The organism is Motilimonas cestriensis (assembly GCF_021295315.1).
Lineage (GTDB): Bacteria > Pseudomonadota > Gammaproteobacteria > Enterobacterales > CBDFNC01 > Motilimonas > Motilimonas cestriensis.
The window spans coordinates 1-12,579 of sequence record NZ_JAIMJA010000042.1 but is presented as its reverse complement, the minus strand read 5'-3'; the positions used below and the strand labels follow the sequence as shown (position 1 = coordinate 12,579).

Annotated in this window: 14 protein-coding genes and 2 rRNA genes; 2 read left to right on the top strand and 14 right to left on the bottom strand. The window is 43.5% G+C overall.

Annotated elements, in window-relative coordinates:
* Positions 1-366: 366 nt before the first annotated feature.
* The 10 genes from acpS to rpoE form a co-directional block, all read right to left on the bottom strand.
* Positions 367-747, bottom strand: a complete 381-nt coding sequence (gene acpS / locus K6Y31_RS21410) for a holo-ACP synthase (RefSeq protein WP_233055071.1) — start codon at positions 745-747, stop codon at positions 367-369.
* A 23-nt stretch (positions 748-770) separates the two neighbouring features.
* Positions 771-1,466, bottom strand: coding sequence for a DNA repair protein RecO (gene recO / locus K6Y31_RS21405; protein WP_233055070.1), 696 nt, complete (start codon positions 1,464-1,466; stop codon positions 771-773).
* Between the two features lie 23 nt (positions 1,467-1,489).
* Positions 1,490-2,401: a GTPase Era gene (era, locus tag K6Y31_RS21400; protein WP_232803439.1), complete on the bottom strand. Its 912-nt coding sequence runs from the start codon at positions 2,399-2,401 to the stop codon at positions 1,490-1,492.
* Positions 2,398-3,069: a ribonuclease III gene (rnc, locus tag K6Y31_RS21395; RefSeq protein WP_232803440.1), complete on the bottom strand. Its 672-nt coding sequence runs from the start codon at positions 3,067-3,069 to the stop codon at positions 2,398-2,400. The genes era and rnc overlap by 4 nt, the downstream gene beginning before the upstream one ends.
* Positions 3,066-3,983, bottom strand: coding sequence for a signal peptidase I (gene lepB, locus K6Y31_RS21390; protein ID WP_233055069.1), 918 nt, complete (start codon positions 3,981-3,983; stop codon positions 3,066-3,068). The genes rnc and lepB overlap by 4 nt, the downstream gene beginning before the upstream one ends.
* Positions 3,983-5,779: a translation elongation factor 4 gene (lepA, locus tag K6Y31_RS21385; protein WP_233055068.1), complete on the bottom strand. Its 1,797-nt coding sequence runs from the start codon at positions 5,777-5,779 to the stop codon at positions 3,983-3,985. Before lepA ends, lepB begins: the two co-directional genes overlap by 1 nt.
* Before the next feature lie 211 nt (positions 5,780-5,990).
* Positions 5,991-6,425 (bottom strand): SoxR reducing system RseC family protein, encoded by a 435-nt coding sequence (locus tag K6Y31_RS21380; protein WP_233055067.1) that lies wholly within the window; start codon positions 6,423-6,425, stop codon positions 5,991-5,993.
* The gene (locus K6Y31_RS21375) at positions 6,415-7,482 is read right to left on the bottom strand and encodes a MucB/RseB C-terminal domain-containing protein (RefSeq protein ID WP_345790283.1); all 1,068 of its coding nucleotides are present in this window, start codon (positions 7,480-7,482) and stop codon (positions 6,415-6,417) included. The genes K6Y31_RS21380 and K6Y31_RS21375 overlap by 11 nt, the downstream gene beginning before the upstream one ends.
* A complete protein-coding gene (locus K6Y31_RS21370; protein ID WP_233055065.1) occupies positions 7,430-7,978 on the bottom strand; it encodes a sigma-E factor negative regulatory protein in 549 nt (182 codons plus the stop codon). The genes K6Y31_RS21375 and K6Y31_RS21370 overlap by 53 nt, the downstream gene beginning before the upstream one ends.
* 12 nt (positions 7,979-7,990) lie before the next feature.
* Complete coding sequence (gene rpoE / locus K6Y31_RS21365; protein ID WP_233055064.1) at positions 7,991-8,569, bottom strand: RNA polymerase sigma factor RpoE; 579 nt, start codon at positions 8,567-8,569, stop codon at positions 7,991-7,993.
* 197 nt (positions 8,570-8,766) lie between these two features.
* Between rpoE and nadB the strand changes: the two genes are divergently transcribed.
* Positions 8,767-10,377, top strand: a complete 1,611-nt coding sequence (gene nadB / locus K6Y31_RS21360) for an L-aspartate oxidase (RefSeq protein ID WP_233055063.1) — start codon at positions 8,767-8,769, stop codon at positions 10,375-10,377.
* A 27-nt stretch (positions 10,378-10,404) separates the two neighbouring features.
* On the opposite strand, the gene K6Y31_RS21355 is transcribed toward nadB, so the two are convergent.
* Both K6Y31_RS21355 and K6Y31_RS21350 read right to left on the bottom strand, forming a co-directional pair.
* The gene (locus K6Y31_RS21355; RefSeq protein WP_345790282.1) at positions 10,405-10,827 is read right to left on the bottom strand and encodes a protein YgfX; all 423 of its coding nucleotides are present in this window, start codon (positions 10,825-10,827) and stop codon (positions 10,405-10,407) included.
* The gene (locus K6Y31_RS21350) at positions 10,799-11,050 is read right to left on the bottom strand and encodes an FAD assembly factor SdhE (protein ID WP_233055061.1); all 252 of its coding nucleotides are present in this window, start codon (positions 11,048-11,050) and stop codon (positions 10,799-10,801) included. Before K6Y31_RS21350 ends, K6Y31_RS21355 begins: the two co-directional genes overlap by 29 nt.
* 143 nt (positions 11,051-11,193) lie before the next feature.
* Between K6Y31_RS21350 and ygfZ the strand changes: the two genes are divergently transcribed.
* Positions 11,194-12,171 (top strand): tRNA-modifying protein YgfZ, encoded by a 978-nt coding sequence (ygfZ, locus tag K6Y31_RS21345; RefSeq protein WP_233055060.1) that lies wholly within the window; start codon positions 11,194-11,196, stop codon positions 12,169-12,171.
* Positions 12,172-12,276: 105 nt separating this feature from the next.
* On the opposite strand, the gene rrf (K6Y31_RS21340) is transcribed toward ygfZ, so the two are convergent.
* Positions 12,277-12,392: ribosomal RNA gene (gene rrf / locus K6Y31_RS21340) — 5S ribosomal RNA — on the bottom strand.
* A 65-nt stretch (positions 12,393-12,457) separates the two neighbouring features.
* Positions 12,458-12,573, bottom strand: a 5S ribosomal RNA gene (rrf, locus tag K6Y31_RS21335).
* Positions 12,574-12,579: the final 6 nt, after the last annotated feature.

Here is a 12,579-nt window from a genome sequence, read left to right as displayed (position 1 = left end):
ACCTATAATCGGGATATATACCCAAGTTACCTCAAGATGCTTGTTCAGCGAGAATTTGTAGGCTGTTAGGCGCGACGCTGATTTGAGACATAGTGATTCTACGTTGAAAATCAGCAACAAAGCATAACAGCCTACAAAACTCGCCCTTTGGGAGCCGCTCATTACGTTCATTTTTTCGTTAAAAAGCCTCGCAAGGGACCACCATTACTTCGTCTTTTTGCCTCAAACTAAACAGAATGAGCGGCTCTGAATCCTGCATCTTGAGGTGTCTTGGGTATACATTGCTTTTTATTACTAAAAAACAACGTTTACTATAACCAACCTGTCAGAAGTTAGGCTTCTAGAGTTAAACCTAGTTAGGAGTAACTAAGATTCAAAAATAACAGTAACAACAGCGTAGTATTTTTCATCGGAAATACTAATGTGTATATTCGCCACACCTTGTTGCACTGACAACTCAAGTGCTTTACCTGATAAAGTTAACAGCGGTTTACCTGCATCATTATTACTAACGATGAAGTCAGTAAAAGTAACTCCCTGCGCGATCCCTGTACCTAACGCTTTCGCGCCTGCTTCTTTGGCGGCAAAGCGCTTCGCTAAAAAACGGGCTTGTTGCTTATGCTGTTGAAACTGCAACCATTCATTGGGTGCAAGAATGCGCTGAGCAAAAGCCACGCCGGTGCGAGCCAATACTTTCTCTAAACGGCGAATATCGACAATGTCTGTGCCCATTCCAACGATAGCCATATGTGGATCCCTAGCTCCTTACCTTATACCTTACGCTTTTGCTGTATAAATAATTGCCTGCTTATCAGAGGCTTATTGCCTAAACGTTCATTAATTAAAGTGCGACAAAAGCGTTTAGCCGTTTGCGCTTGCGCCGGCGTTGAAAAATCTCGTTGCGCTAACGCTTGAATGTGGCCGCCCCAAAAAGCGTCTTTATCACCTTGCTCAGCCAGCACAAAACCTTGTTCTGCCACCAGCCGATAAAAACATTCCTGTGCTATCGGTTGCTGTGACTGAGCATCAAATTCAAAGTCAATGCCGTAACCTAAAGCTGTTAGCAGCTCAAGCTCAAACACGCGTAATATCGGCTCATAAGCTTGGCCCTTAGCAAGGGCGAGTAAGGTATCTTGATAACATTGAAACAGTTCAGGGTAAGGCGTGAGATGCTCTAACAGGCGGTAAAGTAATTCGTTCAGATAAAGACCGAGGTAAAGCTTATCACCCGGTAAAGGCAATGCATGAGTTTGCGCTTCAACACCGCGTAGAAATTTAAGCTGACCTTTTCCGCCCCAAGCAATATTAAGCAAGGTAAAGGGCTGAAGGATCCCTTTAAGGTTGGAGCGTTTACTGCGACTACCACGAACTAAAATGGACACTCGCCCTTCTTGGCGCGAGTAAATTTCAACTAGCTGGCTGGATTCGCGATAAGGGCGAATATGCAAAACAAAAGCATCTTGCATCTTAGTTCACCCTTGGCCAAGCATTACTCTTCAGAGTAACCTAAACTGCGCAAGGCGCGCTCATCATCAGCCCAGCCGGATTTAACTTTGACCCATAATTCAAGGAACACCTTACTTTCAAATAGGTTTTCCATATCAATACGAGCTTCACGGCCAATGACTTTTAACTTCTCACCTTTTTTGCCGATCACCATACGCTTTTGCGTCGTGCGTTCAACTAAGATCAGGGCATTGATTTGCAAGGTGCCGTTTTCTTGCTGCTTGAACTGTTCAATTTCTACAGTTGTCGAATAAGGTAGTTCATCACCGGTGAAACGCATGAGCTTTTCACGCACGATTTCAGAGGCCATAAAGCGACTTGAACGATCGGTGATGTAGTCATCAGGGAAAAAATGTACGTTTTCAGGCAGTGCATCTCGCGCAAACTGAGCAATCTGTTCAACATTTTTGTTCAACTTAGCCGACATAGGTAAAATGGCTTTAAAGTCACGTAAGGTAGAAACGTGTTTTAAGTGCTCCATTAATTCTTCTTTGTCTTTTACATTATCCACTTTGTTGACGGCTAAAATCACTGGCGCCTTAGTGCTTTCTAATTTAGATAACACCATTTCATCATCAGCGGTCCAATGGGTGCCTTCGACAACAAAAATGACCAATTCAACATCTGCTAACGAGCTTGATGCCGCTTTGTTCATTAAACGGTTAATGGCACGCTTTTCTTCGATATGCAGGCCAGGCGTATCCACGTAAACCGTTTGGTAAATACCATGAGTATCAATACCAAGAATTCGGTGGCGAGTGGTTTGTGGCTTACGTGAAGTGATACTGACTTTCTGCCCGAGCAGGCTGTTCAGTATGGTGGACTTACCCACATTTGGACGACCAACAATCGCCACTAAACCACAACGGGTATCTAATTTTGGTTCTTCACTCATGCCAGTAACTCCAGTGCGCTTTTTGCCGCCGCTTGTTCTGCTTTTCGACGGCTGGTGCCTTTACCATAGGCTGGCTCAGACAATCCTGCAATGATGCATTCCACGGTGAATTCTTGATTGTGTGCTTCGCCTTTAATATTAATTACTTTATATTCAGGTAAATCACGTTTGTGAGCTTGCAAGTATTCTTGCAAGTTGGTTTTAGCATCTTTTTGCCCTGCGCCCGGTTTAATATTATCAAGGCGAGATTGATACCAACTTAATACCAAGCGATTGACGGTCTCGATATTCGAATCAAGGTAAATCGCCCCAATTAATGCTTCAATCGTGTCGGCCAGAATAGAATCACGGCGAAAACCGCCACTTTTCAGCTCTCCGGGGCCAAGGATCAAACAATCTTTAAGCTCAAACTCGCGGCCAAATTCCGCTAAGGTGTTACCCTTTACTAAAGTGGCGCGCATGCGACTCATGTCACCTTCGTTAATATCAGGAAAGCGAGTATATAGTTCAGTCGAAATGACATAACTTAAGATGGAGTCACCCAAAAATTCCAGACGCTCATTATGTTTGCCACTCGCGCTGCGATGAGTCAGCGCCTGTAAAAACAGCTTAGTATCATTAAACTCATAACCAAGACGTCTTGCCAGGCGTTGTCTATCTAAATTCATTCAATCCCACCTATTCGGTTAAAGCGAACATTTGTCGGCACCCAAGTAGGTAGCATGCCACTGCTATCACGGCCAAATTCAAAACTAATCCAAATGGCAACGGCTTTACCAACTAAGTTTGCCTCAGGCACAAAGCCCCAGAAGCGGCTGTCTCTACTATCATCACGGTTATCACCCATGGCAAAGTATTGCCCTTCAGGCACGATCCACTCAACGGGTTGAGTGCCCGGTTGCTGGTAGTAAGAGCCTACTCGCTCAGGCCGACGCGGGTTAATTAATACATGATGTGTCAGCTCATCCGTTAGCGCTTCACTGTATTCTTTAATCGCAACAGGGCCATCCATGAATTCACCTTCGCTTTGGTATTCCATAGCAATTTTAGTTAATGCGCCACACGGACCATCAGCACAAGCAGCTTGAACATAAAGCTGTTTGTTTTGATACACAATGCGATCGCCCGGTAAGCCAATAATGCGTTTAATATAATCAATACTTGGGTTTTGCGGGTATTTAAACACCGCAACATCGCCGCGCTCAGGTGTACCGGTTTCAATTACCTTAGAGCGAAATACCGGATCTTTAATTCCGTATGAAAACTTCTCAACTAAGATAAAATCTCCCACCAGTAAAGTAGGCATCATCGATCCCGATGGGATTTGGAATGGCTCATAAATAAACGAGCGCAGTACCATTACCAAAGCGATCACAGGAAATACTGAAACCACTTGCTCGACCCACATTGGCTGAGGTGCAATGCTGGCAATTACTTCATCATCTAAATGCACATTAGATTTGGCTTTCACCGCTTCGACTTCTTCAGCACGCTTCGGCGCCCAAATAAATTTATCCAAGCACCAGACGATACCGGTGACGATGGTGGCAATAACCAGAATTAAAGAGAACGTGTTCGCCATTACTTATCCTTTCCTATATGAAGAACGGCAAGGAAAGCTTCTTGTGGCACTTCAACGTTACCCACTTGTTTCATACGCTTCTTACCTTCTTTTTGCTTTTTAAGCAGCTTTTTCTTACGACTTACATCACCGCCGTAACATTTCGCTATTACGTTTTTACGCATTTGCTTCACGGTTGAACGAGCGATGATATGTGATCCAATCGCCGCCTGAATGGCAATGTTAAACATCTGGCGCGGGATCAAATCTTTCATTGCTTCAACTAGTTGACGACCACGACTTTCAGAATGATCTTTGTGCAGGATCAGTGCTAGCGCATCGACTTTATCGCCATTGATAAGCACATCCACACGAACCATGTTTGACGCTTCAAAACGAACAAAAGTGTAATCTAAGGATGCGTAACCACGGCTGGTCGATTTCAACTTATCAAAGAAATCCAACACCACTTCACCCATAGGAATATCATATATCAAAGCAACTTGCTTACCGTGATAAGTCATATCAATTTGAGTGCCACGCTTTTCAATACACAAGGTAATAACGTTACCTAGGTATTCTTGCGGAACTAGGATATTACAACGAGCGATAGGCTCACGAATTTCTTTGATGTCATTAGTCGCTGGTAATTTTGCCGGACTGTCAACATAACTGATTTCATTGTCATTCATCAGCACTTCGTAAACTACCGTTGGCGCGGTAGTGATCAGGTCAAGATCATATTCACGCTCTAAACGCTCTTGTACGATCTCCATATGTAACATGCCAAGGAAACCACAACGGAAGCCAAAACCTAATGCGGTTGAGTTTTCTGGCTCATAAAACAAAGAAGCGTCGTTAAGACTAAGTTTACCAAGCGCATCACGAAATGACTCATAGTCATCCGAACTCACAGGGAATAGGCCAGCATACACTTGCGGTTTAACCTTTTTAAAACCTGGTAATGCTTTATCAGCACCATATTTAGCAGTGGTTAACGTATCACCTACTGGCGCACCTAAAATATCTTTAATACCACAAACCACCCAGCCTACTTCACCGGCACTTAAGCGTTGTGTGTCAATTTGTTTTGGCGTAAAAATACCCAAGCGGTCAACACCCCATTCCTGACCAGTACTCATCACACGGATCTTATCGTTTTTCTTCAGCACACCATTTTTAATTCGTACTAAAGACACCACACCAAGGTAGTTATCAAACCAAGAATCAATGATTAGCGCTTGTAGTGGCGCTTCTGGATCGCCAACAGGCGCAGGGATCGATTTAACGATGTTCTCTAATACTAAATCGACACCTAGACCGGTTTTAGCTGAACAACGGGTGGCATCGGTGGCATCAATACCAACGATATCTTCTATTTCTTCTGCAACGCGCTCTGGATCAGCCGCAGGCAAGTCGATTTTATTTAAAATTGCAACTACTTCAAGATCCATTTCAATCGCGGTGTAACAGTTCGCGACGGTTTGCGCTTCTACGCCTTGGCCAGCATCAACCACCAATAGCGCACCTTCACAAGCTGCAAGTGAACGCGATACTTCATAAGAGAAATCTACGTGCCCCGGGGTATCGATGAAGTTCAGCTGATAAGTTTCGCCATCTTGAGCCTTATAATCTAAGGTAACGCTTTGGGCTTTAATGGTAATACCACGTTCTTTTTCTAGATCCATTGAGTCTAGAACTTGCGCCTGCATTTCGCGTGCAGTTAGGCCACCACACACTTGGATCAAGCGATCAGACAAGGTGGATTTACCGTGGTCAATATGTGCAATGATTGAAAAATTTCGAATGTGCTTCATGAATACTCGGCGTTAATACTAAGGGACAAAGAAATAAGGAGCGAATTCTAACCAATTTGCGACCAAGTCGCTATCTTTTGCATAAAGGTAACGCAAACTATCGCATTTTTTAATGGTGCAGTTAACGACGTAAAATTTCACTAAGGAGGCGTCCACTTTGGAAAGTAATCGTTAACAGGGAGAATTTCTCGCGGTTTAATCGCTTGGCGGTTTATTTGTGGTTAATTTGAATATCATCTAATGGATGATGTTGGTTTTTTTGATGGACGCGCTTCGCAAAAACTAAACCTAAGCTTAACCCCAGCAAGCCGCCACCGATAGAGCTCAGCTCTTGGTATGATATTGGAGCAAGCAAGGGGGCAATAGCTGCGCCTAGCATTAAACCAAGCAAGGGTAACAAATAAACTTGAAACGCAGCGGTAAGCAAGGCTTTATCGGCAACAGTAAGTGCTACGGTTTGACCGATCTGAAACGGCTCTGACGTTTTAATGACTAACTCTTGGGTTCTTACAGGAAAAGCCTTAGCGAGCACACTGGTACCACAACTTGATTTTGCACTGCAACTGGTACAGGCACTTTGTGTTTGGCACTTCACCCACACACGGTCTGATTCAACGGCTATAATTTCACCTTGTTCAATGGCCATTTAGATTCCCTTTTGTCTGCGGAGATAACTCTGGAGCAATCGCACGAGCAATTCGTAGCCCTGTTTCAGCAGGAATATCACCAACGACAGTAATGCGTTTACCCTTTTGGTTTATGGTTATAAGATTAGTCGCCCCTTTTCTTGCCACTGGCTCAGGTGTGTTTTGGTTACCAGTATCGGGCTCAACGTACACCGAGATCACTGACACACCGTCTGACAACATAAAATAATCCACTGTATCACCGGTTAATGGCAGGCTATGACGATCACTTGAAACCAGTTCGAAACCTTTCGGCACCCAATCTAAACGCCATTGGCTATCGTCATGACTGGCACTTGGGTTTATTTTTACTACTGCTGGTAACTCAACAGCCGCAAGCTCTGCAATCCATGGCGTAGCTTCGTTGTATAAACGCAATGAAATTGCCATCATTTGTTCAACGAGCTGGCCGTGTTGGTCTAAGGTATCAATGCGCAAAGGTAAACTAGTATGTCTGTCTAGCCAAAGCAAATAGCCATACCGGTCAGCATCTTTAGGTGACATTCTAATGACTTGAGCGGGCCTGCCCGCAACTCGACTTTTACCAGCTTGAACGAAATCATAACTTTTCTGCAGTCTTGTTAGGTCTTGATTAACAATTTGAAATACAGTGCCTTGCAATAATTTTGTTGCCAGAGTGTAAGGTTCGATATCAGGCTCGAAGAAGCTTACATTTTTTCCACGTTGAACATATTCGGTAGGAGGCCCATTTAGATAACTTAAATATGAAATTTCCACTCCATCCAACACCCCATGGCTTAACCGTTTTGGCTCGATAATGCCTTCATAAACCTGAATGTAAGAAAGATCATAGTTTAAAGTGGAATAAGATTGCCGCATTTGCTTGAGGAAATAGTCAGTCGACTGTGGTTCAACTTGATTTTCACTCGTGGTTGCGTTGATTTGAAACGATAGGAAGAATAAAACACTAACCAACAATTTGGTTAGTGTTGCAGAGATAAAACTATTGTTGTTGCAACATACGTTGTTGCAATCTGTGATCCTGTAAAAATGCATTTATTTTACGACGCTGCTCGAGATCTTGTTGTTCGGAAAGTTTATCAGAATTCAGCGGCTGCGCTTGTAAGCTAACAGGCTCTGCCACCCCAACAAAAGGAACAGTATCTAATACCGGTGCTGGCGTCAAACTATCTTGCTGTGCTGTATTAACCTGTACGCCAATCACCACAGAAGCCGCAACAGAAGCTGCAATCGCATATTGGCCCACTTTTTTGAACAGTGGCACAACATTGCTAACAGCTGCTGGCTTAACACCAGCCTTCACTTTTACGGTCGGCGCCATAATTGTAGGTTCATCATCTAATGCTGACATCACCGCAGATGAAATATCGATATTCATACCTGCAGGCGTGTCTCCGCGCATCACATCACCAATCAAGTGATAACGTGAAAACTGATCGACCATCTGCTCATTTGCCACTAATTCAGACAAGAAGCTTTCTTCGGCTAACTCGCTGTCGATAAAGGCAGAAAGTTTTTCATTATTCGGCATTCTATTTCCCCATTAACGCTGTAATAGCGGTTGGATCTTTTTATCGATAGCTTCACGGGCTCGAAATATCCTTGAACGAACCGTCCCGACTGGACAATCCATGATATCGGCAATTTCTTCGTAGCTCATGCCTTCTAATTCACGCAATGTAATTGCGGTGCGTAAATCTTCAGGTAAATTTTCTATCGTACTAAATACAACACTTTTAATTTCGTTACTTAATGTGACAGCTTCTGGTGAAGAAGATTCCCTTAATGCGTCATTTCCATCAAAAACTTCAGCATCCATCACATCTAAGTCAGTTGCAGGCGGCCGTCGACCTTGTGCAACTAGATAATTCTTCGCTGTATTCACAGCTATTCGATATAACCAAGTGTAAAAAGCACTTTCACCTCTAAAGGTAGCGAGTGATTTATACGCTTTGATGAAAGCCTCTTGCGTTACATCTGGCACATCACCAGGATTGTTCACATACCGGGACACTAAATTAGCTACTTTATTTTGATATTTAATAACCAAAAAATTGTAAGCATTTTTGTCACCTTGTTGAACACGTTCAACTAATTGTTGATCTGTTTCTTGCGCGCCCATTCGAGACGTCGGCCTCCAAAATTAAAACAAAAATCGACTTGCTCGAATGTTATTGCATAGAAGTAGACTCACTAAATTAAGAAAAGTTCATAAAACTTTAAAAATTAATTTATTCTGCCTAGCTGTCAAAAATGCATATTAACGAAAGAACGAGTAACATACGGTATAGTCTTTACTTTTAATGGCAATAGTACCCTATGAAACACAACGTTGAATACCTTTCTGATGTATTGATCATCGGCAGCGGGGCCGCTGGCTTATCATTAGCACTGAAATTAGCCCAGCATGCCGATGTGAGGGTGTTAAGCAAAGGTCCACTTTCTGAAGGTTCGACCATGTATGCCCAAGGCGGTATCGCAGCGGTATTCGATGAGTCAGACAGTATCGAGTCCCATGTCGCGGATACCCTTGTTGCTGGGGCAGGCATTTGCGATGAAGAAACAGTTCGCTTCACTGCTAGCACGGCAAAAGATTGTATGGAATGGCTAATTCATGAAGGGGTGCCATTTGATCGTGAAGAAACTATCAATAATGATACCGAAATAAAATACCATTTAACACGCGAAGGCGGGCATAGCCATCGACGCATTCTGCATACTGCTGATGCTACCGGCAAAGCAGTGCAAACAACTTTGATCGAGGCCGTCAAGCAACACCCTCGAATTACCATCATGGAGCGTTTTAACGCGGTTGATTTAATCACTACTCGTAAGCTTGGCCTCGCTGGCAACCATATCGTTGGCGCTTATGTGTGGAATCGTGATATCGAACAAGTAGAAGTGATTAAAGCAAACTTTGTTGCATTGGCAACGGGCGGCGCGAGTAAGGTTTATCAGTATACCAGTAACCCAGATGTTTCAAGTGGCGACGGCATTGCCATGGCCTGGCGTGCGGGTTGTCGCGTCGCCAATATGGAGTTTAATCAGTTTCACCCGACCTGTTTATATCACCCTGAAGCACGTAATTTCTTATTAACCGAGGCGCTTCGTGGTGAAGGTGCTTATCTGCGCAGGCCTGATGGTAGTCGGTTTATGCTAGAGCGTGATGAGCGAGCAGAATTAGCACCTCGTGACATTGTCGCTCGCGCCATTGACCACGAAATGAAACGTTTAGGGGCTGATTGCATGTATCTCGACATCTGCCACAAACCAAAAGAATTTATTATGAAGCACTTCCCTACTATTTATGATAAGTGTTTGAAATTAGGCATCGATATGGCCTCACAGCCAATCCCGATAGTTCCAGCTGCACATTATACCTGTGGCGGCGTGATGACTGATATGCACGGTCAAACGGATCTTGCTGGCCTTTATGCCATCGGTGAAGTGTCATATACCGGCTTGCATGGAGCAAACCGCATGGCATCAAACTCATTACTGGAATGCATTGTTTTTGCACATGCCGCCGCGAAAGATATGATCAATAAATTGCCCCATAAACGAAAAGTCCCTCAAGTCCCCGCCTGGGATGAAAGTAAAGTATCGAATTCAGATGAAGAAGTCGTGATCCAACATAACTGGCATGAACTGCGCTTATTCATGTGGGATTACGTAGGAATTGTCCGAACTAACAAACGCCTCGAACGAGCGCTAAGAAGAGTTCAGTTGCTGCAGCAGGAAATTGATGAGTATTATTCTAACTTTAGAGTAAGTAACAATTTATTAGAGCTACGTAACTTAGTTCAAGTAGCTGAGCTTATTATCCGTTGTGCAATGGAGCGAAAAGAAAGCCGAGGTTTGCACTTTAATTTAGATTACCCTGATCAATTAGATAATTCAGGGCCGACTATATTAACGCCTAAACCGTAATATTGAATAGGGCTGGATCAGCCAGCCCTAGCTAGCAAATTGATTTAGTAATAAAACTCTAGATAATCGGCGAAAACCGCTATCACTAATTGCATCAGAGTAAACCCAAAACGTTGTTACCCCGCCAGCGCTAAGTTGGGTTTTAATGATGATTAAAAACGGCCAAACTTGACTCCCCTTAGTCATTACCCCTTCAATGTTTTTGTTATCCCTGGCAATAATAATTTGCCCAATATCGTCAAACAATAACTCAGCACTTGGCTGGGTGTGACTAAAAAAGGAAATAGCGCCACCGGCAAAACACAGCCCAGCAACGACAATATTAATCAGTATCACGCCACTTAACAGGCAAACAGCAGCCATAATAAGAAACGGCAATAGCGTTAGATACCTAACAATATTAGAAGAGCGAATTACTTCACTATACTTTAACGCGGCTGAGGATGACACGAACCATCTCGGCTAGTTGAGGGTCTTTGCAGGCTTGATGCCCCATAAACCAAGCAAAGAGATCGGGGTCATCACAGGTAAGCAAGCGCTTAAAATTTACTTTTTTCTCGTCATCTAAATCATCGTAGGCCTCTTCGACAAAAGGTCTGAGCAGAACGTCTAGCTCTAACATACCACGACGGCAGGCCCACAATAGCCTGGATTTTTCCTTTGGTGAATTCATTTAATGCCTCAATTGGGAGTAATGGGACTCGCGAGAAGATATATCCCATGTTAAAGGGTTAAAATCATCATGACAACTACTGACAAAGGCCCTTGTGAACTATAACATGAAGCTAGAAATTAAAACGCCTGAAAGGAAAAGCCATGCGTGATTTAAACAGTCTTGAAAATATTTCACTACTACCTGACCTTGCACTTTGTAAGCTGGATAGTTGGGATCTGATCTCAGTAAGAGGTGAAGACAGAGTCAGCTTCTTACAAGGACAACTGACCTGCGATGTGAGTAAGCTTGAACCAGGGCAACAAACTATGGCAGCGCAATGCAATGCGCAGGGCAAAACCATCAGTGTTTTTCGTCTGATCGTACTCGAAGATAGGATTTTGCTCACCCAGCCTAAATCTGTATCAGCCATTCAGTTACCTGCACTTAAAAAATTCGCTGTATTCTCCAAGGTTGAAATAGAAATTGAATCTGAGTATCAAATGCTCGGTTTATTAGGAGCAAAGTCTGGTCAATATATAGCGCAACATATAGATGCCGCTGCTGCGCATGATAAAAGCCGACTGCTACCAGATGGTGCTCTCATCAAGCAACCTTACCCTTCATTACGCTATTTAGTCATTTTAAAAAATAACGTTGCAGAAACAGTGCTAAATGAACTAACCGAGCACGCAGAATTATTTACGGATGGCATTTGGAATGCATTAAATATTGCTTCTGGTGTTGGTTTTATCGAAGAAAAAATTAGCAGCGAATTTATACCGCAAGCACTGAATCTAGAGGAGTTAGATGGCATTTGTTTCACCAAAGGCTGCTATATTGGTCAGGAAACTATTGCACGGGCCAAATATCGTGGTGCAAACAAACGAGCAATGTTCATCTTAACCGGTCGCGCAAGCGATAAGCCTAACACAGGGGATACCATAGAATTAAAGTTAGGTGATAACTGGAAGCGAGTAGGACAAGTTATTTCTGGCTGCCAATACGGCGATCTTCATATTGAATTATTGGCCGTATTACCGAAAGACAGTGATGCCAATAACAGCCAATTCCGCATAAAAGAACAGCCGGAATCGACACTCTATATCGCACCTTTACCATACGCGACAAACCAAGAATAATAAATACATACCCAGACAACCCAAAATCCTTGTTCAGCGATAATTTGTTTGGGTATAAAAGCTAGAAAGCAAAAAGGCTGCCCTTGGGCAGCCTTTTTAATAGGTGTTTGGTGATGACCTACTCTCACATGGGGAAACCCCACACTACCATCGGCGCTGTTGCGTTTCACTTCTGAGTTCGGCATGGAATCAGGTGGGACCACAACGCTATTGTCACCAAACAAAAACTGTTTTATACGTCTTAGACGAAAAAAGCCATCCAACAGGATGGCTTTTCAAATTTGGCGCTTGGCGGTGTCCTACTCTCACATGGGGAAACCCCACACTACCATCGGCGCTGCTGCGTTTCACTTCTGAGTTCGGCATGGATTCAGGTGGTTCCACAGCGCTATTGCCGCCAAGCATAAA